Origin of the sequence: Streptomyces sp. ERV7 (assembly GCF_001653515.1) — a bacterium.
GTDB lineage: Bacteria > Actinomycetota > Actinomycetes > Streptomycetales > Streptomycetaceae > Streptomyces.
Genome location: NZ_LYOY01000029.1, coordinates 95,419 through 119,219, shown reverse-complemented (window position 1 = coordinate 119,219; position 23,801 = coordinate 95,419). Strand labels below are relative to the sequence as shown.

24 protein-coding genes are annotated in these 23,801 nt (G+C 71.1%); 9 read left to right on the top strand and 15 right to left on the bottom strand.

Features of this window, described 5'->3' with window-relative positions; all coding sequences use genetic code 11:
• The first annotated feature begins 3 nt into the window (after nucleotides 1-3).
• The 5 genes from A8W25_RS06815 to A8W25_RS06795 all read left to right on the top strand — a co-directional run bounded on the left by A8W25_RS06815 (nucleotide 4) and on the right by A8W25_RS06795 (nucleotide 4,380).
• Nucleotides 4-906 (top strand): SCO2523 family variant P-loop protein, encoded by a 903-nt coding sequence (locus A8W25_RS06815; RefSeq protein ID WP_067157547.1) that lies wholly within the window; start codon nucleotides 4-6, stop codon nucleotides 904-906.
• Nucleotides 903-1,874, top strand: coding sequence for an SCO2522 family protein (locus tag A8W25_RS06810; protein ID WP_067157544.1), 972 nt, complete (start codon nucleotides 903-905; stop codon nucleotides 1,872-1,874). Before A8W25_RS06815 ends, A8W25_RS06810 begins: the two co-directional genes overlap by 4 nt.
• Nucleotide 1,875: 1 nt before the next feature.
• Nucleotides 1,876-2,844, top strand: coding sequence for an SCO2521 family protein (locus A8W25_RS06805; protein WP_067157541.1), 969 nt, complete (start codon nucleotides 1,876-1,878; stop codon nucleotides 2,842-2,844).
• A 58-nt stretch (nucleotides 2,845-2,902) separates the two neighbouring features.
• Nucleotides 2,903-3,850 (top strand): DUF6879 family protein, encoded by a 948-nt coding sequence (locus A8W25_RS06800; RefSeq protein WP_067157538.1) that lies wholly within the window; start codon nucleotides 2,903-2,905, stop codon nucleotides 3,848-3,850.
• A 68-nt stretch (nucleotides 3,851-3,918) separates the two neighbouring features.
• Nucleotides 3,919-4,380, top strand: coding sequence for a GNAT family N-acetyltransferase (locus A8W25_RS06795; protein ID WP_067157536.1), 462 nt, complete (start codon nucleotides 3,919-3,921; stop codon nucleotides 4,378-4,380).
• A 12-nt stretch (nucleotides 4,381-4,392) separates the two neighbouring features.
• On the opposite strand, the gene A8W25_RS06790 is transcribed toward A8W25_RS06795, so the two are convergent.
• Nucleotides 4,393-6,747 carry an ATP-binding protein gene (locus tag A8W25_RS06790; RefSeq protein WP_067160724.1) on the bottom strand — a complete coding sequence of 785 codons (2,355 nt, stop codon included), beginning with the start codon at nucleotides 6,745-6,747 and terminating at the stop codon, nucleotides 4,393-4,395.
• 216 nt (nucleotides 6,748-6,963) lie between these two features.
• Between A8W25_RS06790 and A8W25_RS06785 the strand changes: the two genes are divergently transcribed.
• The 3 genes from A8W25_RS06785 (at nucleotide 6,964) to A8W25_RS06775 (ending at nucleotide 9,989) form a co-directional block, all read left to right on the top strand.
• Nucleotides 6,964-7,920: an FAD-dependent oxidoreductase gene (locus A8W25_RS06785; RefSeq protein ID WP_067157533.1), complete on the top strand. Its 957-nt coding sequence runs from the start codon at nucleotides 6,964-6,966 to the stop codon at nucleotides 7,918-7,920.
• Nucleotides 7,921-7,931: 11 nt separating this feature from the next.
• Nucleotides 7,932-8,873, top strand: a complete 942-nt coding sequence (locus A8W25_RS06780; RefSeq protein WP_067157530.1) for a hypothetical protein — start codon at nucleotides 7,932-7,934, stop codon at nucleotides 8,871-8,873.
• 90 nt (nucleotides 8,874-8,963) lie between these two features.
• Nucleotides 8,964-9,989, top strand: coding sequence for an NAD(P)-dependent oxidoreductase (locus tag A8W25_RS06775; protein WP_067157527.1), 1,026 nt, complete (start codon nucleotides 8,964-8,966; stop codon nucleotides 9,987-9,989).
• Nucleotides 9,990-10,016: 27 nt separating this feature from the next.
• On the opposite strand, the gene A8W25_RS06770 is transcribed toward A8W25_RS06775, so the two are convergent.
• From A8W25_RS06770 to A8W25_RS06750, 5 genes are all read right to left on the bottom strand, one after another.
• A complete protein-coding gene (locus A8W25_RS06770; RefSeq protein WP_158942452.1) occupies nucleotides 10,017-10,670 on the bottom strand; it encodes a TauD/TfdA family dioxygenase in 654 nt (217 codons plus the stop codon).
• Between the two features lie 336 nt (nucleotides 10,671-11,006).
• Nucleotides 11,007-11,672, bottom strand: a complete 666-nt coding sequence (locus A8W25_RS06765) for a TenA family transcriptional regulator (RefSeq protein WP_158942450.1) — start codon at nucleotides 11,670-11,672, stop codon at nucleotides 11,007-11,009.
• Between the two features lie 29 nt (nucleotides 11,673-11,701).
• Nucleotides 11,702-12,154 carry a hypothetical protein gene (locus A8W25_RS06760; protein WP_067157519.1) on the bottom strand — a complete coding sequence of 151 codons (453 nt, stop codon included), beginning with the start codon at nucleotides 12,152-12,154 and terminating at the stop codon, nucleotides 11,702-11,704.
• Between the two features lie 247 nt (nucleotides 12,155-12,401).
• The gene (locus tag A8W25_RS06755) at nucleotides 12,402-13,046 is read right to left on the bottom strand and encodes a hypothetical protein (RefSeq protein WP_067157516.1); all 645 of its coding nucleotides are present in this window, start codon (nucleotides 13,044-13,046) and stop codon (nucleotides 12,402-12,404) included.
• Nucleotides 13,043-14,119, bottom strand: a complete 1,077-nt coding sequence (locus tag A8W25_RS06750) for a hypothetical protein (protein WP_158942448.1) — start codon at nucleotides 14,117-14,119, stop codon at nucleotides 13,043-13,045. The genes A8W25_RS06755 and A8W25_RS06750 overlap by 4 nt, the downstream gene beginning before the upstream one ends.
• A 70-nt stretch (nucleotides 14,120-14,189) precedes the next feature.
• On the opposite strand from A8W25_RS06750, the gene A8W25_RS33875 reads away from it, so the two are divergent.
• Nucleotides 14,190-15,083 carry a hypothetical protein gene (locus tag A8W25_RS33875; RefSeq protein WP_158942446.1) on the top strand — a complete coding sequence of 298 codons (894 nt, stop codon included), beginning with the start codon at nucleotides 14,190-14,192 and terminating at the stop codon, nucleotides 15,081-15,083.
• A gap of 105 nt (nucleotides 15,084-15,188) precedes the next feature.
• Here A8W25_RS33875 and A8W25_RS06740 read toward each other — a convergent pair whose 3' ends face one another.
• From A8W25_RS06740 to A8W25_RS06700, 9 genes are all read right to left on the bottom strand, one after another.
• A complete protein-coding gene (locus tag A8W25_RS06740) occupies nucleotides 15,189-15,935 on the bottom strand; it encodes an endonuclease/exonuclease/phosphatase family protein (protein WP_067157506.1) in 747 nt (248 codons plus the stop codon).
• 490 nt (nucleotides 15,936-16,425) lie between these two features.
• Complete coding sequence (locus A8W25_RS06735; RefSeq protein ID WP_234386423.1) at nucleotides 16,426-17,052, bottom strand: TetR/AcrR family transcriptional regulator; 627 nt, start codon at nucleotides 17,050-17,052, stop codon at nucleotides 16,426-16,428.
• A gap of 30 nt (nucleotides 17,053-17,082) precedes the next feature.
• Nucleotides 17,083-18,282, bottom strand: a complete 1,200-nt coding sequence (locus A8W25_RS06730; protein ID WP_067157503.1) for a winged helix DNA-binding domain-containing protein — start codon at nucleotides 18,280-18,282, stop codon at nucleotides 17,083-17,085.
• A 60-nt stretch (nucleotides 18,283-18,342) separates the two neighbouring features.
• Nucleotides 18,343-18,729, bottom strand: a complete 387-nt coding sequence (locus A8W25_RS06725) for a VOC family protein (protein ID WP_067157500.1) — start codon at nucleotides 18,727-18,729, stop codon at nucleotides 18,343-18,345.
• A 399-nt stretch (nucleotides 18,730-19,128) separates the two neighbouring features.
• Nucleotides 19,129-20,139, bottom strand: coding sequence for a pyridoxal-phosphate dependent enzyme (locus A8W25_RS06720; RefSeq protein WP_067157497.1), 1,011 nt, complete (start codon nucleotides 20,137-20,139; stop codon nucleotides 19,129-19,131).
• On the bottom strand, nucleotides 20,060-21,067 hold the full coding sequence (locus tag A8W25_RS06715) for a GHMP kinase (RefSeq protein ID WP_079125872.1): 1,008 nt from the start codon (nucleotides 21,065-21,067) through the stop codon (nucleotides 20,060-20,062). The genes A8W25_RS06720 and A8W25_RS06715 overlap by 80 nt, the downstream gene beginning before the upstream one ends.
• Nucleotides 21,064-21,870, bottom strand: a complete 807-nt coding sequence (locus A8W25_RS06710) for a Rossmann-like domain-containing protein (protein ID WP_067157495.1) — start codon at nucleotides 21,868-21,870, stop codon at nucleotides 21,064-21,066. Before A8W25_RS06710 ends, A8W25_RS06715 begins: the two co-directional genes overlap by 4 nt.
• Entirely contained in the window at nucleotides 21,867-22,688 is an 822-nt protein-coding gene (locus tag A8W25_RS06705; RefSeq protein ID WP_067157492.1) for an ABC transporter ATP-binding protein, read from the bottom strand. The genes A8W25_RS06710 and A8W25_RS06705 overlap by 4 nt, the downstream gene beginning before the upstream one ends.
• On the bottom strand, nucleotides 22,685-23,704 hold the full coding sequence (locus A8W25_RS06700; protein WP_067157488.1) for a FecCD family ABC transporter permease: 1,020 nt from the start codon (nucleotides 23,702-23,704) through the stop codon (nucleotides 22,685-22,687). The genes A8W25_RS06705 and A8W25_RS06700 overlap by 4 nt, the downstream gene beginning before the upstream one ends.
• Between the last annotated feature and the right edge of the window lie 97 nt (nucleotides 23,705-23,801).

The following is a 23,801-nucleotide window of genomic DNA, read 5'->3' as shown; positions in this document are numbered from 1 at the left end:
ACGGTGCTCGTCTTCGCCGCTTCGGACAAGGGCGGCACCGGCCGCTCGGTCACCAGCGCCAACATCGCCTTCCGCCGCGCGCTGACCGGCGACGACGTCTGCTACCTGGACTTCGACTTCGGCTCGCCCACCGCCGCAGCGGTCTTCGACGTACCGGACGCCAGGGGCGGCCTCCACTCCTACCTCCGGGGGCAGGCGCAGGAGCCGGTCCGGCTCGACGTCTGGGCGCGTACCGAGCACCCGACCCTGCGCCACCGGCCCGCCGGCTCCGGCAGCCTCGCCCTGTTCCCCGGCGACCACAGCGGCGGCGAGTTCGCCGTCGGCAAGGACTCCGTTCTCCGTTGCGTCGACCTCTTCCTGCGGCTCCACAGTGAGTTCGACGTGGTGGTGGTCGACCTCAGCGCCGGCCGCAGCTACGCCGTCGACCTGGCGCTGGAGGTCACCGCACGGCCCGAACTGCGAGGCGTCGGCGCCCGGTGGCTCATCTATCACCGGTGGACGCGGCAGCATGTGATCGCCGCCTCCGGGTTCGCCTTCGGCCCGCGCGGCATCCTCGACGGCGGCGCCGCCCGGGGTCACGACGTCGAGCAACTGCGGGGCAGCATACGTTTCGTACGCGCCGCCGTGCCCGACCCGCAGACGCCACCGTGGTCCTTGGCGCCGCCCGCCCAGTACGCGTGGATGGTCAGCTGCGACCAGGACCTCCGCCGGCTTGCCGCCGACCGCGGCCTCGGCCATACCGTGACTCTCGGCTCCGTACCGCTCGACCCCGTGCTGCAATGGCGCGAACAGCTGATCACCGATGAGGACGTGCTCTCCAGCCAGGTCGCCGGCCTGGAGACGCTGAAGGCATTTGAGCACCTGGCCGAGAAGCTCACCGACGACGACGTCTGGGGGACGCCGTGACGGAGACCGGAACCAGCGCCGTCTTCCGGGAGACGACCCTCGAACCGCGCACCCAGGCGGTGCCGCTCGCCCATGTGTCGCTGGAACTCGGCCACCTCTACCCGGAGGACTTCGAGGCGGGTCCGCAACGGCTGCGCGCGCACTTCGCGCAGGTCCGGCCGTGGGCCGACGCGGCACGTACGGTCGCCGCCGCAGGCGGACGCAGGCCCCGGGTCAGCACCTGCTTCCTGGTGGACGAATACTGCACCCGCGTCTCCACCCCCGCCGCGCTCCTTCCCGTCGTGCTCGCCGAGGCCGAACGCGCCGGGCTCGTCATCGACTACCTGGCCCGCGAGTCCGGCTGCGCCGTCGCGGACGGTGTCCCCGTCGCCGAGGGAGTGCGGGCCCGCCTCGTCGAGTCGCCGCCGCCCGGCAGCGACGGTTCCCGGCCGCCGGTCGGCCGGAGCGGCTGGCTCGCCAACGGCCGCCGAACCCCCGACGCGCCAACCGTGGAGGCGATGGCCGACGCCCCCGTCTGGCACCCGCCCGCCGAGACCACCGCCCGGCGGCACTCGGTCTTCCTCGACGCCGAGCTCTGGGACGAGCCGACCGGGCGGCGCGTCTGGTCGTGCGCGTTCCTGGCCGCCGTCTGGCAACTGGCCCGGCTCGGATTACTGCGGCACTGCGGCGAACCCGTTCTCCAGCCCGTGCCGTGGGCGGCCGACGAGGACTTTCCGGGCGACTGGGACGCGCTGCCGCCACTGATCCGGCTCACCCCCTGCGCTGCGCCCTTCTCCGCCTACCGCACCTGCTCCGTCCTCCCCTCCCGCCTCCTGCCGGTCGAGCATGCGGTGCGGGTCGTCCTCGACCAGGTGAACGTCGAGCCGCAGGCTCTGCGCCAAGTCGCCGAACGTGCCTCGGTCGAGGGGCTGTCGCTACCCGAGGAAATCACCGACCGCATCTCCTACGTCTTCCACGAGGAGCCCTGAGATGGACGGGGGCGCGGACACCGGTGGGCTGAGCGGACAGAGTCCGGAGCCGGTCCTGGTCTTCGGCGAAGTGCACACCCGCCTGCTGCCGCACTCCCAGGCACTCTCCGCGCGCGACGCCGCCGACCTGCTGCGATGGGGGGCGGGCGAGCAGACCCGAGTCTCCGAGCGACCCAATCTGTACGTCCGGTCGCCCGACGTGCTGACCGGCGTGGACTGCCACCTGCCCACCGCCTCCGGCGCCAAGGTCCGCGCCGTCGGCACCGTCACCACCCGCGCCACGCTCACCGAGGGCCGACTCCTGCAAGTGGGCACCTTCTGCGCGGTCACGGCCGAAGGCCCCCACCAACGGCGCCGCTGGGGCCACTACCTGGCCCGCCCCGGCATCGTCGAGCCGTACGGCACGCTCCCCGGGCGCGATGTCGCCGACGGCCACCTCAACGACGCCCGCCGCCCCGGTGACCTCGACCTGGGAGCGATCGCCGACCGTAGGCTCGTCCGGATGGTGCGGGCCCGGGCACTCGACCAGCAGCCGCCCTTCAAGTCCCGGGTCACCCGGCTGCGTTGGGTGGCGCTACCGGACGTCCAGGGTCCGTCCCTGACGAGCTTCACCCTGGCCGAAGACGGACTGCGTACGGCGGAGCTCGGGCTACCGACGGGAATCACCGCGGACGCCGCCGCCGCGCTCTGCCATGACCTCGCCCTGCACGACTGGCTGCTCACGACGCTCATCAGGATGGTCGAGCGCAGCCGGCTCGGCTCGATAGACGGGCGGGACGCGCTGGCGGCGCTGCGTCCCGCCGTCGACCATCTGATGCATCTGTGGATGCCGTCAGCGCGCGTGGACCGGGTCCTGCGCCCGCTGTGGGAAGTGCTGGAGCGGGAACCCGGATTCACCAGGCAGTGGCTGAACCTGGTCCAACGGATCAGGGATCAGATGGCCTTGCAGACCGCCGCGCACCTGCGGTAACTGAGCGCCCACCCCTGGGTGGGGACGCGCACGATCCCTCCCAAGGAGACCACGACACATGGCCGGATCGCCGAACACGCCGGAGCCGGTGAAGCCTTCGACTCCACGCCGCCCGCCCATTCTGCTCAGGCCACTGGTGGCCGTGCTGGTCGCCGGAGCCTGCTATCTGCTCACCGGCCTCACCGAGCAGCCCCCGGTCTGGAAGCTGACCGTCTCGGTCCTCGCGGGCGGGGCGGCGCTGATCATCCAGTTCATGAACGACTTGGCCGACCGGATCGCCTCGCTCGAAGAGACACTCGCCACGGAAAACTCCGAGATGAAGGAGCTGGTCGCCGACGGCTTCGCCCGCGTCAACGAGGACACCGAGCTCTTCAGCATGGTCGATCGTTCGGCGCTGTCGCGGGAGGAGGTGACCCGGCTGGTCCGCAGTGCGACGACCCTCGGGACGGCCGCCCCGTCGATCATGGAGCCCTTCGTCCGCGCGGAGCTCCTGCGGCTCACCTCGCTGATGGAGCACCTCAACCTGGAAGTCGTCCACCGGGAGGGAGAGGACCACGACTGGATCACGACCCTGACTGAGTGCGCCGCCCTGACCATCGACGCCACCAGCAGCTGGGCCGACCGGGACTTCTGGGCGAGCGAACTCGGCGTTCGGTATCTGGGGGCGCAGCGCGACGCGATCCACCGGGGCGTGCGCATCCGGCGGCTGTTCATCGTCGCGGAAGCCGAGGACACCACCCCCGAACTGAGCCGCCTCTGCGACGACCAGCGAAGCCTCGGCATAGAGGTGCGCGTGCTGTCGCTCTCCGAACTGCCGCCCACCGCCCGGATGACCGCGATCGGTGACTTCGTCGTCTTCGACGAGTCGCTCTCCTACGAGATCGTCTTCGACCTGCTCGGCGTCACCGCCCATACGGCCATCAACCTGCGCTTCCCCCAAGTCGCCCAGCGGGTCCAGCAGTTCAGCACCCTCTGGGAGGCGGCAGAGGGCACCGACCGGTCGTGACGCCGTGCGGCGCTCCTTGACCGTGCAGGACGGGAATCCGGCGCCACGTCCGGTGCACACTGGGTGCCATGCGGGACGGACAGGTGCGTCAGGCGGTCGAGGGCGACCTGGCGGCCATCGCGGCCCTGGAGGCGCGCGCGTTCCCCGGCCTCAGCTATCCGTACTTCGCGCTGCGCCAGCTGTTCGACGTCCATGGCCACCACATGCTCGTCTCCGCGGGCACCGGAGGGCTGTACGGCTACGCGCTCCTGGCCGGCGACGGCAGCGGCCGGTCGTGGCTCCTGTCGCTCGCGGTCGAACGCACCCACCGGCAGCGCGGTCACGGGCGCAGCCTGCTCGACGCCGTGCTGAGCCGCGCGGACGACCGGGGGCTCGGCGCCGTCTGGCTGAGCGTGGCCCCGGACAACCACCCCGCTCTGCGGCTGTACGAGGCGTCGGGCTTCTGCCTCGTCGAGCGGCACAGCGACTACCTCGGGCCGAGCCAGGAACGGCTGTTGATGGTCCGTGCGGCGCCCCTCCGGTCTCCTTAGGGCCGCCCTCCGTCATCCAGCAGGCAGCCGAGCCGTCACAGCCGAGCACAGGGCCCTCGCCCGGGCGTCGGTGTAGCGCCGCAGGATGCCGACGGCCTCCCGCCGGTGCGATGCCGCAGCAGCGGTATCGCCGGTCCGTTCCATGGCCGCGGCCAGGTTCTCCAGCGCACCGGCAAGCCGCCAGTCGTCGCCGAGCTCCCGGAACTCCACAATGGCCAGGCGGTGGAACTGCACGGCTTCCTGCGGCCGGTCCAGCGCCTGGTAGGCCTGCCCGGTCATGTCCAGCGCCGTCCCCTCCATCGCCTGGTCACCCAGGAGCCGGCCGATCGACGCGGCGCGCTGGAGCGCGGCCAGTCCGTCTTCGGCGCGGCCTGCCGCGAGGCGGACGCGGCCGAGTTCGGTCTCGCACTGTCCTTGGTAGATGACGTTGCGGGTCTCGTACGCCATGTGCAGGGCCTGGCCGATATGCCGATCCGCGTCGGCCAGAAGGCCCGTCTCCCGGTCGATCGTCGCCTCCACCCACAGGCATTCCGAGCGGGCGCCGGGGCTCTCGCCGTCGTGCAGTTCCCGCAGTGTCGCCGCCACGCACGCCCGGGCCTCACTGTGGGACCCCGAGTCGAGCAGCGCCTCGGCGCGTCCGATGAGCCCCCACACGATCCACAGACGCAGCCGCAGCCCTCCGGCGATGTCCAGGGCCTCCTGGTACGACTCCAGGGCTTCGTCGAGCCGGCGCCCCAGGCGCAGCGCGTGCCCCAGCATGACCAGGGCGGCGATCGTCTGCCAAGCATCGTCGACCTGACGGGCGGCGGCCAGTGCGGCACGGCTGTGCTCGACGGCCTCCTCGACACGGTGCGCCTGGCGGTGCGCGATGCTCATGCCGAGGAGCGTCACGGCCTCACCGACCAGATCCTCCGATCGCCGAGCGGCCCGCAGCGCCTGGTCGGCCATCGGCAGCCAGCCCTGTACGGGATGCCGGTCCAGGAACGGCGTACGCAACAGGGCGGGCAGCTTCCACGCCACCTCGTGGTGGCCCGCCTCGGCCGCCGTCCTGCTGACCGCCACCAGGTTGTCGGTCTCCACGGTGAACCAGGCCATGGCCCGCTCGTAGTCCGACACGTCCGGAAGCCCCGGCAGATCGGTCCGCGCAGGATGCACATGCCAGTCGTCGGCGTACTGGGCGTCGTGCACCGCGGCAGCCGCCCCCATCGCCTCCAAATACCACTCGCACAGCCGGCGCAGCGCGGACGCCCGGCCTTCCGGCGTCTCGTCGTTGACCGCCTGTTCGAAGGCGAATGCCCGGAGCAGGTCGTGGAACTGAAAGCGGTCGTAGGCGGACGCGGAGATCAGATGCGTGCCGGCCAGGGAGTCGAGCAGCCGCCGTGCGGTGACGGTGGAGACGTCTGCCAGGGCCGCCGCGGCGTGGACCGAGAAGTCCGGTCCGGGGTGCAGGCCCAGCAGCCGGAACATCCGGGCGGCCTCGCTGCCCAAGGCACGGTAGGACCAGGCGAACACGGTGTGCACCGCGTCGCTGTCCTCCTCCTCGTCCGCCGAGAGAGCTATCCACAGGGAGGACTCGTCCTGCAGATCACTGATCAACTCGCTGAGCGGCATGTGCGGCCGGGCTGCCGCCCGCTCGGCCGCGATGCGCAGCGCCAGGGGAAGGCGGGCGCACAGCCGGGCCAGCTGGATCAGTTCGGGCTCGGGGTCCGGGCCGCGGTGCCCCCGGGTGCTGTCCCGTAGCAGCCGCACGGCTTCGTCCTCGGCGAGGACATCCAGGTCCAGGCGGTGTGCGCCGTCCCGGGCCACCAGTCCGGACAACCGGTCACGACTGGTCACCAGCACCATGCAGGAGGCGGTCCCGGGCAGCAGGAGACGCACCTGGCGTACGGCCGCGGCGTTGTCCAGCACGATGAGCATGCGCCGCCCGGCCAGCAGGGACCGGTAGAGCGCGGCCTTGTCCTCGGGGTCGTCGGGGATCGCTCCCGGAGCGACCCCCAGGGCGCGCAGGAACCGTTCGAGCGCCTGATCGGCGGTGACGGGCGGTCCCGCGTCATAGCCCCGGAGGTTGACGTGCAGCTGGCCGTCGGGGAAGCGGTCCTTGACCCGGTGCGCCCAGTGCGTGGCGAGGGAGGTCTTGCCGACGCCCGCGGTGCCGGCGATCGTCGAGATCACGACGGTCTGCGAGCTCTCGACGCCACGGGCCAGGATGTCGTCGAGGCTGTCGAGAGCCGCCTGTCTTCCGACGAATCCCCTCACGTCTGCGGGAAGTTGCCGCGGACTCGGCCCCAGGGCAGGGTCGGCGTGGTGGAAGTGGATGCCACCGCTGACGTCGCGCGCCTGGACCACGTCCCAGGCGTTCCCGGACAACTCCGAGCGCGTGGTCCCGGACCGGTCGGGCTCGCGATCGCCCCGCCCTTCGGCACCCCCCATCGGCACGGCCTCTCGCTCGTACGCGGCTGAGCACCGCCCATGCGGTGTCCTCCTCACAGTCAACCAGCTACCGCGCCCATCAGCGGCTGGATGCACAGCATTTGACGGTCCGTCGATCTGGCTGTGATCCGGGCGAATCCCTAATCTGGAGCGGTGGCTGTCTCAGCGGATCCTGAGGTCATCGTTGTCGGGTGCGGGGTGGCGGGGCTGACGACCGCGCTGGTGCTGTCGGAGGCGGGACGAGCTGTCACCGTCGTCTGCGACCGCGAACCCCAGCGTACGACGTCCGCGGTCGCCGGGGCTTTGTGGGGACCGTACGTCTTCGACGATCCCAGGGTGCTGGAGTGGAGCCTGCGCAGCCTGCCGGACCTGACGGCGATCGCCGCCGATCCGCGGTCCGGCGTGCGCATCACCCCGGGGATCGAAGCCTCGCGCGAGCCGGCGCGGCCGCCGGCCTGGCTGCGTTCGGTGAGCGGATTCGCCCCCTGCGGCCCGTCCGAACTGCCGCCCGGCTTCGGATGGGGGTGGACCTACCGGGCCCCGGTCTTCGACATGCCCGTCTACCTCGGCTACTTGATGGGCCGTCTGCTCGCCACCGGAGCCACCGTTCGGCTGCTGGACAGCCCGTTGCGCGACCTGGACCAGCTGCTGGAGATCGCCCCTGTGGTGGTCAACTGCGCCGGACTCGGGGCCAGGGATCTGGTGGGTGACCGGCAGGTGACGCCGAGTTGGGGCCAGTTGGTGATCACGGAGAATCCGGGGATCGAGGGATTCTTCTCGGACTTCCCCGAGAGCGAGGACCCCACGTACTGGATCGCCCACCCCGACCACGTCGTCCTGGGCGGGATGGTCAGACACGGCAGAAGCGACCTGCGGCCGGACCCGGAGGCCGCCGAGCGGATCGTGGCGCGCTGCGCCGCCGTCCTGCCCGCACTCGGCCACGCCGAGGTCAGGGAGCTCCGGGTCGGTCTACGGCCGGTGCGGCCGCGCGTACGGCTGGAACGCGGCAGCCACCACGGCGCCGTCGTGGTGCACAACTACGGTCACGGCGGCTCGGGCGTCACACTGTCGTGGGGTTGCGCGCGGCAGGTCCAGTCCCTGATCGGTTGAGGAGGAATGCCGTGCCCCTGTCCCTGCCCCGGTCCCTGCCGCTGGACGCCGAGCGCTACCACCCCGACCCGCGAGAACCTGTGGACCGCTGGTTTCAGACGGCGAGTGCCTCCAACGTCCGCACGACGATGGCGGTCGTCGCCGACCTCGTGGGCCCGTCGTGCAGAGCCGTGGTCGATCCCTTCGCCGGCGGAGGCAGTTCGGCGATGGCGGCCCGACTGATGGACCTGCCGTTCTTCGGGATCGAGATCGACCCGGTCCTCGCCTGCGTCAGCCTGGCGAAGAGCCGGGCCACCGTCCGCCATGCCCGGATACTCCGGCGACTGCCGCCGATCCGCGACCCCGAGAGCCTGCTGCCGGTGCTGGCCATGCTCCCCGCGTACGCCAGTGCCGACGAGGTGGCGGTCGCGTCCTGCTTGGCCGTCGTGCTGGCCCTACGGGCCTCGCGCGGAACTCCGCTCGGATACGAGGACGTCACCGGCGATCTCGCGCGCCTGCGGCCCCCCGCCGCCACCGGCCGGGTGGTGTGCGCGGATGCGACAGCCCCGGTCGGCTGGCGCGGCCTGGCGGTCCCGAAGGCGGGCATCGTGCTGTACACCTCGCCGCAGTTCGGACGGCGATCGCCGCTGCTGGGCGCCCCGCCGCGGCTGACCGCGTCGGCTCGCGACGTTCTCGCCGCCGCCGAGGCCGACCAGGGACGCAAGGCGGCTCCGAAGGATTCGGGCTTCGCCGCGACCACCGTGGCCATGCTGCGCCAGGCGGCCGCGATGACGCGGCGTGCGACGGTGATCATCGAGCACGAACCCGACGACGACGGGCACGACGCGACGCGGGAGGTCCTGGAGCAGGCCGCCGCGGCGCTGCCAGGACGGGTGCACGACGCCCGCGTCATCGTCTGCGGACAGTTCACCTGGCGCGGGCCGCTGTCCCTCATTGTCTTCGAGCTGCGGTAAGGGTGCGATGACGTCCTCGACAACCGGCGCTTCGCCCGCTCCCGGCCGAGGCGATGACGGCGGCCAGGGCCGCATGCCACAGGAGGGCACATGAAGGAGCAGCTCATCGTCCTGGTGACCGGAACGGCCGTGGTGCCGCAAGAGGCCCGCCGCCTGATCACCGACCGTGGGTTCGCCCTGCGGGAGGTCACCGACGACCACCTGGGCGCGGACGGCCTGCATACGGCGCTCGACGGCGTCTCCGGGTACCTGATCGGCGGATACGAGGAGCCGCGGCCCGCCCACTTCGAACGAGCCGTGGCCCTGGAAGCCGTCGCGTTCGTCGGCACCGACTTCCGCAGCTATGTGCCCGGCTGGCGCACGGCGTACGACTTGGGGATGGCTTTCGCGAACACACCGGGCGAGAACGCGGCCTCGGTCGCGGAGTTCACCGTCCTGCTCGCGCTCGCCCTGGCCCGCCCGTTCACCGACACCATCATCGGGCCCCGGCATTCCCCGGCCGACCCGAGCACCGCGGTGTCGCCTCCCGAGGGCCGCGAACTGGGCGGCCGCACCCTGGGAGTGGTCGGCGCGGGCCGGATCGGGGCACGCGTCGCCACGATGGCCCAGGGGCTGGGCATGCGCGTGCTGTACACCTCCCCTCGGCGCAACCATGCGCTGGAGGCCGCCTCCGGCATCGCGTACACCGGCCTCGACGACCTCCTCTCCCGGTCCGACGTGATCAGCCTGCACCGGCCGGGGCCCACCGCGGACGAACCGCCGCTGCTCGGCAGGCGGGAGCTGGAGATCTGCAGGGACGGCGCCCTGCTGGTGAACACGGGCCATCACGATCTCGTCGATCCCGTGGCGCTGGCCTGGGCCGTCGAGCACAGGAACCTCCGGGCCGCGGTGGACGGCCTCGGCCCCGGGGACGCCTGGGCCGCGCTCACGGCGCTCGGCCCGGAACGCTTCCTGTCCGTCCCCCAGATGGGCTTCCTCACCCGGGACGCGGGGCTGCGCGCCGGCCTGCGCGCCGCCCGCGCGGTGTGTGACGTACTGTCAGGGGCCGGTTCGCCCGATGTCACCAACCCTGATTTCCGCGAACGGAGGGCAGCCGTGCGGCGCGGCGGCGCGTAGTGCCGCGGCCGAGGCGGAGCTCCGCACTCAGCAGGGCGCGAACGGCTTGGTCTGGTAAGCAACGGCAGCCGTCGTACCGGCGGGACCCTGCGGCCAAGACCTGGCGTACGTCCTGTGCAGCCACCGGTCGTGGCCGTCCCAGCGTGGCGTGAACGCCGTGCGGCCGTGGACGACGCGCGCGTTGTCGAGGATCAGCAGGTCACCGGGGCGCATCCGCACGGTGTCGGTGACCTCGTCCAGCGCCTCGGACAACGCCCGCAGGGCTCGACGGGCCGATGGGTCGCCGGGCTCCAGCAGTTCGCGGTCGAAGGCGAGCCGAGGGTCAGCGGGAACACCGTCGACGACCAGCACGTGTGCCCGCGGGCTCGTTCCGTCCGTACGACGGAAGGCCAGGTCCGTCCCACATGCCATACGGTGCTCGCGCAGGACCTCCAGTTCGACGGCCCCGAGCAGCGCCAGCGCGGCCCGGGCGCCCGCCACGGTCGTCCCCGCAGCGCCGTCGTGGTCCGCGCGTGAGCACGCGAGCAGCAGGAAGTCCGGTCGCCATCGGTGGTAGAGCATTTCCGAGTGCGGCAGCAGCGCAGTGGTCGAGCTCTGGGCCGACAGCGGATGGGCCTGCGGCGACGGACAGATGTCCTGAAGCAGACTGCCCGAGTACAGCTCACGGTAGGCGGTGGGCACACCCATTGCCGTACATGTCGCCAACAGCCAGCCTTCCATGGCAAGCAGAGGTCGCTCGACCGGGGCGGGCCTGATGTCAGGCGTCCTCGGCAGTACGCCGGGTACATGGGGAAGATCCGTCACATGAAGATAGCCATGGCCGTCCTGTCCCGTTCTCAGCGCCTCCAGACGCTCCAGAAGCGGGCCCGGCAGCCTGGCGGCCATCCTGGCTGCGCCGCGCACGAACGCGGCGACATCGCGACGCGGCACCGCAGGCAACTCCACGGACAGGCCACCGAGTTGGTCACGCCATTCTCCACACGAAATGCGCACGGAATGCTCTGCACCCATGGCCCGTCACTCGTCTCCCGACGCCACCAGGGAGTCGTAGAACAGGCAGCGCGCGTCGAGCGCCTCGCTGACGCCGTACTCGATGTCCGCCCTGTTCGAGGGGACTTCCGCAGCGGCGTCGATCAGCGACTCCAGAAGTTCCGTGTGCCGGGTGTCGGCTTTCATGTTCTCGGTGAAGTACGAGAGGTCGGCCGACGGGAAACGGGACCGGACGGCGGCTTCCAGCGGGCGGAATTCGGCGAGCGACAGATACTCGTTCGCGTAACAGAAGGCTCCCACGCCTCGCCAGGCGCTCGACGTCGTGAGTTGGCGCTGCGTCTTGAGGAACGCCAGCGTCCCGTCGGTCGCAGGGCAGTCCAGTCGATCCCTGTCGACTCCCATCGACTCAAGGAGGTTGTCGAGCAGCACGGCGTGGGCCAGGTCGGGATTTCCCTCACCGAACTCCTCCCACAGGTTTTCCGCGAGCACCGTCCTCATGCGGAAGTCATCGGCGCACGAGATCAACAGACCGATGGACCGGGGAAAGGCGTACGACACATGGCGTTCCTGAAGCCCCCAGGCGACGAGATGCCCGGGATCGGCTCTGCCGGAGGACACCAACGTGAGAAAGGGGTGGCGAAGCACCCTGTGCCGATCCACGAAACTCCGCAGATGCTGCGACGTTGCGCGCATGGCGTCCACCTCCGCGGTATCCGATCGCCTCAGCCTTGCGTCGACGGCGTCTCCGCCCCGGGGGCAGGTGGTGGTGGAGCGGTGGTGTTGAAGGTCAGACCGGAGAAGTCCCGCCCTTGCAGCACGTGACCGTACTGGGTGCCGCCGCTCACCGTGTTGTGGACGTCGCCGTCGCGGGTACGCATCGATTCCACCTGTTCATTCCACTGCCGCAGGTCGGTGGAGAACTCCGGATCCACCGCGGCGCGCGTCGCCAGCGCGGTGCTCAACGCCTGTGCACGCGCCGTATCCCCGGGCTCCGCCTGAAGCCGGATCAGCTCCGCCTCTCCGGTGCTGACAGCCGGATCCTGCGCGGACGCGTCGTGGTCGTGCCCGAACGGGCGGCGTACCAGCGCGGTGAGCCCCAACCACGCCTGGTGGCCGAGCGCACCACCGGCTCCACCTGCCAGTTCCGCGAGCAACGCCGTCGACACCGGATCCATGCCCCACCGCCTTCGGCGCATCCCGCCCGACCAGGACTGGACACGTTACCGGCCCGGCGATGCCGCACGGAAGATAAGTGCGGAACTGGCGCATACTGTGGCCGCTCACCGACACGGACGGGATGAGCGGTGCGGTGCTGCACAGTGGACTGGCCGGTCATCTGTCACCGCTCATGCCCAAGCCGGACCTGCGCAGTCGCGCCCAAGCCGTCGTCACGGCCTACGAAACAGGCGGCCACGGTGAACATCATCGAGTGCCGGCACCCGGGACGGTCCGGGCCTGGCGGGGGTCGGGGGGCTCGTCCCGCAGCAACAGGACGGGGGCGCGAAGGGCGAAGGCGCCGGGGAGGTCGAGCCGGCCGCCCCGCTGCTCGGTGAGCGTGACCCCCTGCACCGCGAGGCTCGCGTCGATCCCGCACTCCCCCGACCGGACGCCGATGAGGTGGGCGTCGCGGATGACGCAGACGAGACCAGAAATCCAGAAGACCACGGTCAGCTCCACGTCCAGCGTGCCGATCTTCACACCGTCCACGAAGACATCGACGTACGGCCGGTGCGCCGAGGTGATCCGATGGGTCGCCAGTGCGACGACCTCCTCGCTGCCCGGGGCGTTTCGGGTGCGGCGCGCGGCATCACGCAGGGCGGCGTATCTGCGCCAGCCGTCCGCCATCAGATCGAGCATGTCGAGTCTGAGGAAGTCGTCGATGACGGTGGCCAGCTCGTGTTCGACGGCCCGGTCGGCGGCGGGTGTCCTGCCGCGCACGGGGCCGAGCAGCGGACCAGCCGTTCCATGGGCGCGCAGCGGGGTGTCGAGGTCCCCGCCCGCGCCGAGCAGGAACGAGCGGACGGTCAAGGCGGGCGGGGCCGTCGTCGCGTTCGTGAATGTGGTCATCGGTCCACCTCGTCAATGCTCGCAGAGCCGGGGTCCGCGTGGGGGTCGAGCCGGATCGTGCGGGTGGGGGGTTCGCCGGACGGGCTCTGTTCGGTCAGGTCGGCGGTCGCGGCGGCCGGGCGGAGGGTGGCGCGAACGTGACCGCGCACCCAGCGCGGGCCGCGGTGCAGCCGACCGAAGTAGACGGCCGCGGCGACGGCCAGGATCAGCGCGGCGCCGAGGGAGGCGGGGGCGACGACCCAGGCGACGGCGCCGGCGTTGTCGGTACCGCCGGTACTGCCGGTGTCCGTACCGCCGGTCTGCGTACCGCCGGTGTCCGTACCGCCGGTCTGCGTACCGCCCGTTTCGGTACCGTCCTCGTCCGTGACCGTGAACGGGGCTTCGGCGTACTGGTCGGGATCGGCCGTGCAGACGGCCCGAATCGTGTGCGCGCCCGGCTCTGCGTCGGCTGGGACCGTGATCTCGGCGGTGAAGGCGCGGGAGTCCGGGACGGGGGTGGTAGCGAAGGGCGGATCTCCGCTGTCCCATTGGAAGTCGACGTCCGGGCATGTGAACCCGGTGCCGTCCGCCTGTACGGTCGCGCCTTTCGCGTCCTGCGTGGGGGCGAGGGTGAGTACCGGGTTCGCGGGGCTCTCGACGACGAGGACGGCGTCCGCGTAGATGCCCGGTTCGCCGGTGCACGCGGCCCGGAAGGTGTACGTCTTCGGGGTCGTCTTCTCCCGGACGATCTCCGTGTACGAGAAGTCGCCGTTGCTCGCCACGGGGATCCCGGATGCGATGGTGGTCCCGTCTTCAACCACGTAGAGATCGACGCTCTTGGCGGAACACTGTGTGAACCCCGTGCCCTGGACGTCGATCGAGGTCCCGACCGGTCCGTGGTCAGGATCGAGCGTCAACGTCCGGGTGTCGGCGGGCGTGGTGTCGTCACCGCTGGTCACGGTGAACGGGGCCTCCGCGTGGTAGGCGTTGCCGGAGTCGACGTCCGGGTCGCAGGTCGCCTCGATCGTGTGGTCCGGCCCCACGGTGGCGTCCTGCGGAACCACGATGGTGCCGTAGATCTTGGGATCATCCACCGTCGCAGGTGTCGCGTGTTGGCCATCGAAGGTGAGCGTCGCCTTGCCACAGGTCTCGAAGCCGGTGCCGGTGACCGACACACTCGTTCCGCGCTGCCCCTCACTGGTGGAAAGGGAAAGCTCCGCCGCCTTCAGCTGGGTGCCGGCTGCCGCCAGGGGCGTAAAAGCGAGGGGTCCCACGCTGATCGCGGTGCTCAGAAGTACCGCCATCAACAATCGACGCACCAGTCGCACGGCGGAGAACATGAGGGAGTGGGGGTATTGGGAGGACCACCTCCCATTGTCCTCCCTCGCCGATCAGAGCACCAGCCCGCGCGGGTCCGACACCACCGGCTGGACCGCCGAGCAAAGTTGGCGGCTCAACAATCCGGACTGTTGTTGTAAGCGGGTTTTCCCAACTGCGGCGCGGGCCTTGCCCACGTGGTCGGTGACTGTCATCGTCGGGGCTTGCGCCCGGCATGACGGCCTGGGCGAGGTGAACCGGGGGTACGAGATGAAGATTCTGAAAGGGCGGACGTCGAGACGAAGGGCGTTCGTGCTGGGGACTCTCGTGGTGATCGCGGGGCTGCTGCAGGCGCCGACCGCATCGGCGACCGATCCGGCAGCCGCTCCGCCCGGCTACGGCGGACCCTTCAGCTCGTGCCCGGGCCAAACGTGGAAGACCGTGACCCTGCGCAACGGCACCACGGAACTCGGGTACATGCAGATCTGGTACTCCGGCAGCTACAAGGGGGGTACCTACTGCGCGCGGGCCGGCGACGGGATCTCCGGTGCGCATCACATGGAGATCGTCGTCCGTCGCGGGGACTGGCAGACCTCCTGGTACGACTCGGGCACCTACAACGACTACGCCGGCTACATCGACGTGTACGGCGCGGCGACGAAGTGCGTGCACTTCTTTGGCCGGGTCACGGTGAACGCGGTGAACTACGAGCGGACTTGGCTGACCCCCGAGTGCCTTTGACACACCGACAGCCGTCTACCGGGGCCTGGGCGCGGGTGCTGGGGCGGTGTGACCGTTCAGCAAACGGAGGTCACCCGCCCGGTCCTCCCAAGGTCTCCCCCCGTGCTACGTGGCGGGCACCCGCACGGCGGCCAGCACTGGGAGGTGGTCCGTGGCTGCCCGCAGGTCTCGTTCCCGGACCCCAGTCAGCCCCATCGGCACTCCGCACCCCAGCACCTGAACCCCGTCCGTGGCGAAGACGGCGTCGATGCGCTGGAGCGGGTCGCCCAGCCGGGTGGTGTGCTCCCGCCCCCACGGCTTCGTCGCCCAGCCGTCCTGCAGGGCACCGGCGAGCAGGCCGAAGGTATGGCCGTCGGGCCGGTCGTTGAGGTCGCCCGCCGCGACGGCGTGCGGGACGTGCAGGGCGGAGAGCTGGTCGAGCAGCAGTCGGCCCTGCTCGTAGCGCTCCTGGTCGTTGATGCTCAGGTGACAGCTGAGCACACCGAGGCGGGCCCGGCCGAAGCGCAGCACGGCGGTGGCGAAGCCGCGCTGGTGCAGGCCGGGGGTACGGGGCAACAGAACGTCCTCGGTGTGCTCCACGTGGGCGCGGAGCGAGGCGAGGATCATGGGACCGGAAGCGGTGGCGCCACCCGTCACGTAGACGAGGTCGGAAGTCCTCGCGAGGCGGGCGGCGGCCTTGCGCCAACGGAAGAACCGGGGCGCCTCCTGGATGCAGACGACGTCGGGCCGACAGGCCCGGATCACCCGGGCCAGGGCCGCGACGTCGTCGCGCATCGAGCGGATGTTGTAGCTGAGCACACGCACCACCACGGAACCGTCCGGCTCCGTCACCGACTCGGGCAGATCCTCCACGCTTCCCCTTCCTCCGACGACGGCATGAGCAAGACCAGCCGACCGGAATGGTGTGGCGCGGCCCCGGCTGTACCGCACCCGCCGTCATGCGGGGCCGAAACATCCCCGCCACGGCCGATACGAGCAGATTCTCAACCGGAGCCTAGTGCGTCCGAGCCCGCTCCAGCCGCACGCCTTCCCGACGGTGATACACCGTCAGACGCGGCGCTTGGCGTCGCGCGGCCCACCCGCCTGTGGCCAGTGCCCGCCGTGCCTGTCGCACCGAGCGGCACGCCATGGCCGACACAGCCAGGGCCGGGCCCTTGCGGCCCACGCCGATGCCTGTCGCTCTCATTGCCGTCTCCTGCCTGGAAGTCGGACACGTGCTACGGCTTCCTTCGTCCTTTCCGTACCCCACCCGGCTCATCCGGAGGCGAGCCGATTGAGCCATCCAGGAACGTCGTGCGGAACCGGTGGATGGCCCCACGCCGCTCGGTCGACGTGCGCTGCCCTAGCTGCTGGAAGGCGCGGCGGACAGGGCTGGGTTGGGGGTGAGGATGCGGCGCAGGATGTCCTCGACCTCATCACGCGTGGGAGCTTGCGTGCTGGCCAGGCCGCGCAGGGTCAGTCCGTTCATGGCGGCGGTGGCGGCGCGCGCCGTGGACACGTCGACGTAGCCCAGCAGGAGATCCGTGGTGGTCCGGGTGTACTTGTCGACGAGGGGGCGCAGGGCAGGGCGGCGCAGTGCTGCGACGTAGAGCTCGAGTTCGACGGTCTCGTAGGCGCGGTTGGGCCCGAAGCAGCTCATGAGGACGTCGGTGAGCAGCACGACGAGCTGATTGCTGGTCAGGGTCGGCCGGTGGGCGGCCCACTCATCGAGCGTGGTGGCGTAACGCTGGTAGGCGCGTTCCAGGGCGGCCTGGATCAGGTCGTCCTTGGTCGCGAAATGGTAGGTGGTCGCCCCCAGAGGTACGTGGGCCTCTTCGGCGACGGCGCGATGGGTCAGCCCTTCGATGCCGCGGGCGGCGATGACACGCTCGGTGGCTTCGGCGATTTCCGCGATTCTGCGCTGCGGGTCCCGGCGGCGCCGGGCGGGCTGGTCGGCGGCCATGGCGTCGAAGCCTCTTTTCAGGATCATGGGCAAGCGGAGGTATGTCGGCGCCCGCGCTCATGCGCGGTTGGAGTGCGGTGTTCCCAGTGGTTGGGCGGCCAGTTCACGTTCGAGTGGGGTGCGGTAGCAGGGAATGACGCGGGTGGTGCCGAGGAAGGCGGTCAGACGGTCGGTCTCGGTGGCGATGGCGGTGCGGGCCGCACGGCCCGGGTCGGCGAACAGGTGGTGGTTGATGTGGCCGTCGCGGTGCTGGGCCCAGGACCCGATGATGCGGCCGTCCCACCACAGCGTGGGGCCGATGTTGCCGTTACGGTCGAACAGGGCCTTGGTATGGGCGGGGTCGAGGTAGAAGTCACGGTGGCGCCAGCCCATGGGGGTGGGGTCCAGGCTCGGCAGCAGGACTGCGGCGGGCTCGGATGCGCGGACGGTTTCGGTGTCGTCGGGCAGGACGTAGCCGGTGCCCTCGTCCAAGGCGACTTCGACGGCGTCGGCCGCCGCGAGGGTCTTACGGGTGACGCTCACGCTCCAGCCCGTCCACCACTTGAGGTCCTCGGCTGTGGCCGGGCCGAAGGCGGTGAGATAGCGGCGGGCCAGCTCGGCCTGCGCCTCGGGGGCGGGGAGTTCGGGCAGGGGGTCGGCCGTCGTCCAGCGGAACTGGGCGGAGGTCCAAGAACCCGCCGGGCGGGAGCGGCGGACGCGGCCCTCGGCTGCGAGCACCCCCAAGACGGTCGCGCACACGCGTTGGCGGGACTCGTACGGCTTGCCGGGGAACGTGACGATCTGCTCGGCCAGGTCGGGTACGGCAGCGGCGAGTTCGGCGGCGGTGGCCTCCCCGCGTGCGGCGAGCGCGGCCAGCAGGTCCTGTTCCGCGACGGTGTAGCGGGCCTCGTCCCAGCCGACCGCCGCCCCGAGCCGCTTGACCGCCTCGGGGCGGTGGCGGTGGCGGTCCTTGGCGGCGGCGGCCTGGATCAGGGGCGCCAGGGCGGCCGGGACGGCGAACATGGTGCGGCGCATGCACCGCAGGCGTGTCATTGCCGCGGGGTCGTAAAGCGCCTGGTCGATGTCCTCGACTGTAGGGATGCGCATGCGGGCCGACGCGCTGAGGAAGACGGTCGCCGGGTCGGTCGCGTGCAGACCGATCAGCGCCTGCGCGACGTCCTCGACCCCGGCCACCCTGGCAGCAGGGGTCAGCAAATGGCGACGGGCCAGGCGGGCACGGCGCTCAGCGGGGGTGACACGACGCGAGGCGGTGGACATCGGACTGCTTTCGGAAGCGGGGACGACGGGTGGCCAGAAGAAAGCCCATGACGGCGGATGTCACCAGGTCTGCTTCTGAGTGACGGCGATGACGTAGCCGTGGGGGTCGGAGAAGTAGAAGAGCTTCTGCCCGTGGTGCTCCATCACGTCCTTCTCCACCGTGACGAGGGGACGGATCTTCTTGACGTAAGTGTCGAAGTCGTCGACGGCCAGGTAGAACATGCCGAACGCGCCGACGGGGGTGTCCTTGAGGGAGGGCAGCCAGCCGCGCAGGTGCTCCTCGTGGTAGAGCATGAGGGCGAACTCGCCCTCGAACAACAGGATGCGGAGGTCGTCGTTGGCGTCGTCGCCTGCGGGCAGGGCGGTGAAGCCGAGCTTCTCGAAGAAGTCGACGGCCGCCTGGGTGTCGGGGACGCCCAGGCACGGGGAGATCGCGGGAGCCTTCATCGGGGATCACTCCTTCAGAGACAGGCACGGGGCACAGGTATGCCCCGGCCAGGAGATTCGGGCGGATGGGCCGGCATCACAGGCGACACGGCCAGGGGGCACGCGTGGGCCGGTCCGGCGGGAGCTGCGGGGCAGCATCCCATCCGTATGGGACATAAGTACTATAACCCGCGATCCGGAACAGTGCAATACGGACATCTAGCCTGCCTGTGAGTGGGGCGAAGCCGCGCCGAGGCCCCTGCCGGGCACGGCACTCCGGCTCGGGCCATCGGTACAGTCCGGCGTGTCAGTACATCCGTACTAATACGGCAGCCTTGCACCACCCGAGCCGCCCGTGCGACGCCCGCCCCGAGAGGTCACACCGTGGTCGGAGATGATCCGCTCACCGCGACCTCGCCGTCAGCGAGCGCGGCCCGGCTGTGGCGTCCGGCTCCAGGCCATGCGCGACCACGGCAGCGCCAGGTCGTCGACGGATCTCACGGTGCGGGGTGCGAGACCGGAGGGGACGAGCGCTTCTCGGTGCCGGGCGAAGACCGAGTCGACATACCGGTGCCCGGTGTCGGCGGCGATGAACACGACAGTGCGGTCCGGGGCCTGCGCGCGCTCCCATCCGGCAGCCAGATAGCCCGCCCCGGTCGAGAGCCCCGCGAAGAGCGCGTGCGAGCGCAGAAGGTCGACGCTACCGGCGCGCGCCGCCTCGAAACCGATCCAGTGGATGGTGTCGTACGCCGTGTGCGAGACGTTGCCGAAGGGAATCGAGCTGCCGATTCCGGCGATGATGATCTCCGGGTCGGTGAGGTGTTCGGCGCCGAACGTGACGCTGCCGAAGGGCTGGACGCCGACGAGTTCGACGTCGGGGGTGTGTTCGCGCAGGTAGCGGGCGAGGGCTCCGGTCGAGGCGCCGGAGCCGACGCCGCCCACCAGGGTGAGCGGGTGGCTGCCGGTTTCCGCGCGCAGCCGGTCGGCGACGGCCCGGTAGCCGAGGTAGTGGATGTCGTCGTGGTACTGGCGCATCCAGTGGTACTCGGGGTGTTCCCGCAGGATCTCCTCGATCCGGGCGACGCGCCGTTTCTGGTCGAGTTTGAGGTCGTCACCGCAGGGTTCCATCTGCTCCAGCTCGGCTCCCAGGACAGCGAGTTGGGTGCGCAGGGTGCGGTCGACGGTGGTGGAGCCGACGATGTGGCAGCGCATGCCGTAGCGGTGGCAGGCGAGGGCGAGGGCGTAGGCGTAGATGCCGCTGGAACTGTCGAGGAGGGTGTCGCCGCGGCGTACGGTGCCGGTGTCGAGGAGGTGACGGACCGCCGCCATGGCGGAAACCACCTTCATGGTTTCAAAGCGGAGGCAGAGGAAGCGGTCGTCGAGGCGTACGAGGTCGGGGCGGCCGATCGCTTCGGCGATGTGCGTGTCCATGCGGGGGCTCCTGCGGGGTGGGGTGGATGGTGAAGGTGCGGGTGGTGGGGATTCCTGCCTGGGCCAGGGCGGATCGGCAGCCGTGCAGCCGGTGTGGGAGTGCGGGGGCGGCCGGGTCGAAGAGCAGGCCGGCCACATTGCCGCTGTGGGCGATCTGCACGCCGACGGCGCCGGTGTGCCAGGCGATCCGCAGAAGGGTGGGGAACTCGTGGTGTGGTAGGTGGCGTTGGCCGAGGCGGGCGCTGTGTGTGCTGACGTAGCCGAGCAGTGCGGTGTCGTTGTGCGTGATGGCGAGGCGCAGCAGGTTCCGCAGGCGGGCGTAGGCGGTGATGTCGCTTTCCTGGTAGGTACGTGGGGGCAGGGCGAGGGTGTCGACGGGGCGGCCGCCACCGAGGGTGCAGCCGACGACGACCGCCGGGGGCAGGGAGTGGCCGAGTGCCTCAAGGACGCGGCCCTCGCGCTGGGCGAAGAGCACGGGGCGCCCGTCCAGCATCAGCGGGTCGCAGGCCTGTTCGGCGCGGACGGCCAGGTGGGCGACGGTCTGCTGGGTGAGCTGGACGCCGTGGGCGTCGGCGACCGCGCGGATCGAGGCGATGACATCGCTGGTGGATGAGCCCATGCCCAGGCCCACCGGGATGTCGCCGTCCAGGTGCAGTTCGCCGCCGCAGGCCGCGTCCGTGCAGCACTCGGCGAGCACCAGGGCCGCGGCGCGCAGGGCCTTCGTACGGCCGGGCGGGCTGACCGAGAGGTGCTCGCTCGGGGTGCCCGGGCGGCGGATGAACCGAGCCCGGGTACCGAGGCCGTGCATCGGCAGGGTGACCAGAGCCTCGCAGCGACGGCCGTGGGTATCGAGGAAGAGGCCCTGCAGGATCTCACCGTGGTGACAGTGGGCGTGCCCGGCGCCGAACGTGGTGGGAGTGGCACTCACACGCGGTCCTGCGAGCGGTAGCGGTACAGGGTTGTCTCGTCAGCGCTGAACTGTGAGAAGGGGAAGGGCTCCGCGGACAGTGCGCTCACCCCGTGGTCCAGGAAGGCGCGGGCGATCGCGCTGCCGGTCTGGGCGTAGACGACCAGGGGTATCCGACGGTCGCGGCAGCGTTCGACGATCGTGTCGAAGGAACCGTTGCTCAGGGTCATGCCGGTCGCCACGACGGCGTCCGCCGCGCCGAGTACCTCGTCCATGTCGTCGGTGACGTTCTCGCCCCACTGGGTGGTGCGCAGGTTGAGGTCGCACGGCAGTGGCACGCCTCCACGGTCGCGGATGGCCGCGAGCAGCGGGTTGACCACCCCGATCAGGGCGACCTCGGCGCCCTCCGGGATGTCGAGCAGCCCGGCGATGGCCGCGTCTCTGGCCCGCGCGCGCACTTCGGGCGGCCCGGCGGGCAGGGTGACCGGCTCGGCGTGTGCCGTCTCGCGGTGCGGTGCGGCCTCGGCGAGGTAGGCGTCGAGTGCGGCGATCCGCAGGGGCCGCGGGCTCTCGCGCAGCAGCTCGGCGAGGGAACTGCCCGAGGCGTCCCGGCAGATGGCCGGATCGATCTCCCCGGCCTCGAAGGCACAGGCCCCGAACGACGCGCCGAGGCGGACCAGGACGTATTGGTTGAGGTAGGTCGTGGTGCCGCCCTTGAGGCGGGTGCCGTGGTGGATCCAGAAGACGCTGGTGGCGGTCAGCTCTTCGGGATTCGGGCCGTGTTCACCCTTGAGTACGTCACGGATGAGGGTGTCGACGTTCATGTGCGGTCTCCTCTTGCGGTCATGGTGGTGGTGTTGGGGAGGGGGTCCAGCCGGGGCAGGGGGCCTCGGTAGGTGACGGCGAGCCGTCCGAGGGGGTCGGGGCCGATCTCCGCGTCGACCTCGAAGACCTCGGCGAGGCGAGCCGGGGTCAGGACGTCCTTGGGCGGACCGTCGGCGATCAGGCGGCCGTGGTGGAGGAGGAGCAGCCGGTCGCAGTAGCGGGCGGCCAGGGACAGGTCGTGCAGGGCGACCAGAACCGTCTGGGCGGTGGCGGCGAGCAGCTCCAGCAGGTCCAGTTGGTGTTTCACGTCGAGGTGGTTGGTCGGCTCGTCCAGGAGGATCGCGTCCGGCTGCTGGGCCAGGGCCCGTGCCAGGTGGGTGCGTTGGCGTTCGCCGCCGGACAGCTCCTTCCAGGGGCGTGCGGCCAGGGCGGTGAGGCCGAGGCGGTCGAGGGCGGCGGCGACGATCGCCCGGTCCTGTGCGCCGGGGCCGCGCCAGCGGTCCTGGAAGGGGATGCGGCCGAGTCCGGCCACATCGGCGACGCGCAGTTCGCTGTCGGTCTCGGCGCTCTGCTCGACGAAGGCGAGGCGCTGGGCGATGCGGCGGGCGCCGAGGCCGTGGATCGCCTGTCCGCCGTGGCACACCTGGCCGGCGCCGGGCGTGCGCAGCCCGGCAAGGCAGCGCAGCAGGGAGGACTTGCCCGAGCCGTTGGGCCCGATGAGTCCCACCGTCTCGCCCTCGCCGACAGCCAGGTCGACGCCGTCCACGATGGTCACGCCCCCGGCGCGCCAGGTGAGCCCTTCGGCGGTGATCCTCACAGCTCCCCCCGCTTGCGCAGGACCAGCAGGAACAGGGGCGCACCGAGGAGCGCCGTGAACACTCCGACCGGCACCTCCTGCGGTGCGAACGCGACCCGGGCGAGCGCGTCGGTCCACACCAGGAAGACCGCGCCCAAAAGGGCCGAGAACGGCAGCAGCACCCGGTGCAGCGGGCCGACGAGGAACCGTACGACGTGCGGGACGATCAGCCCCACGAAGCCGATCTGTCCCACGGCGGCGACCGCCACCGCGGTCATCAGGGACGTCACCACCAGCAGTGCGGTGCGTATCGTCCGTACGTCGATACCGAGCGAGGCCGCGGTGTCGGCTCCGAAGGCGAAGCTGTCGAGGGCCGGCGCACTCCCCCACAGCACGGCCAGACCGACCGCGGTGACCGGGGCGCAGACGGCTACGGCGTCCCAGCGGGCCGAGGTCATCGAGCCGAGCAGCCACTGGGTGATCGCCCGCATCACCTCGGCGTCACCCGAGGCCATCAGGATCAGCGAGGTCAGGGCGGTGAACAGCTGGGCCACGACGACCCCGGTGAGCGTGATGCGTACCGAGTCGAGGCCGCTGCGGCCGAGGAGGAGCATCAACAGGCCGAAGGAGCACAGAGCCCCGGCGAACGCTCCGCCGGTCACCCCGAGGGATCCGGCGCCCAGCCCGAGGACGACCACGGCGACCGCGCCGGTGGAGGCGCCCGAGGAGATCCCCAGGAGATACGGGTCGGCGAGGGCGTTGCGGGTGACGGCCTGCAGCGCGGCTCCGCACACCGCGAGCGCGGCGCCGACGCAGGCGGCCAGCAGGACGCGCGGAATACGCAGCTCCCACACGAGCGAGTCGGCCAGCGGGGGAAGCGCCGTGACGTCCAGGCCGCCGTGGGCGCCGACGGTGCGCAGCAGATCGGCGTAGCCGACATCGGTGGTGCCGATGCGGACCGACGCGGCCATGGAGACGAGCAGGACCACGAAGGCGAGCAGCAGGAGCAGGGCAGTGGGGATGCGTCGGGTGCGCATGCCCGCGCCCGTCCGCGTCGTCACGACAGCCCGCCGCCCCGCTGACGCGTGTGACACCCCGCCGCGGGACTGTGCCCGATCGGCCGAAGGCGTGTCC

What these genes read in the sequence shown, in the direction of transcription:
- A8W25_RS06805 (WP_067157541.1), top strand. Translation starts at nt 1,876, where the DNA reads ATGGACGGGGGCGCGGACACCGGTGGGCTGAGCGGACAGAGTCCGGAG.
- A8W25_RS06800 (WP_067157538.1), top strand. Translation starts at nt 2,903, where the DNA reads ATGGCCGGATCGCCGAACACGCCGGAGCCGGTGAAGCCTTCGACTCCA.
- A8W25_RS06795 (WP_067157536.1), top strand. Translation starts at nt 3,919, where the DNA reads ATGCGGGACGGACAGGTGCGTCAGGCGGTCGAGGGCGACCTGGCGGCC.
- A8W25_RS06775 (WP_067157527.1), top strand. Translation starts at nt 8,964, where the DNA reads ATGAAGGAGCAGCTCATCGTCCTGGTGACCGGAACGGCCGTGGTGCCG.
- A8W25_RS06765 (WP_158942450.1), bottom strand. Translation starts at nt 11,672, where the DNA reads ATGCGCGCAACGTCGCAGCATCTGCGGAGTTTCGTGGATCGGCACAGG.
- A8W25_RS06760 (WP_067157519.1), bottom strand. Translation starts at nt 12,154, where the DNA reads ATGGATCCGGTGTCGACGGCGTTGCTCGCGGAACTGGCAGGTGGAGCC.
- A8W25_RS06755 (WP_067157516.1), bottom strand. Translation starts at nt 13,046, where the DNA reads ATGACCACATTCACGAACGCGACGACGGCCCCGCCCGCCTTGACCGTC.
- A8W25_RS06735 (WP_234386423.1), bottom strand. Translation starts at nt 17,052, where the DNA reads ATGATCCTGAAAAGAGGCTTCGACGCCATGGCCGCCGACCAGCCCGCC.
- A8W25_RS06730 (WP_067157503.1), bottom strand. Translation starts at nt 18,282, where the DNA reads ATGTCCACCGCCTCGCGTCGTGTCACCCCCGCTGAGCGCCGTGCCCGC.
- A8W25_RS06725 (WP_067157500.1), bottom strand. Translation starts at nt 18,729, where the DNA reads ATGAAGGCTCCCGCGATCTCCCCGTGCCTGGGCGTCCCCGACACCCAG.
- A8W25_RS06720 (WP_067157497.1), bottom strand. Translation starts at nt 20,139, where the DNA reads ATGGACACGCACATCGCCGAAGCGATCGGCCGCCCCGACCTCGTACGC.
- A8W25_RS06710 (WP_067157495.1), bottom strand. Translation starts at nt 21,870, where the DNA reads ATGAACGTCGACACCCTCATCCGTGACGTACTCAAGGGTGAACACGGC.
- A8W25_RS06700 (WP_067157488.1), bottom strand. Translation starts at nt 23,704, where the DNA reads ATGCGCACCCGACGCATCCCCACTGCCCTGCTCCTGCTGCTCGCCTTC.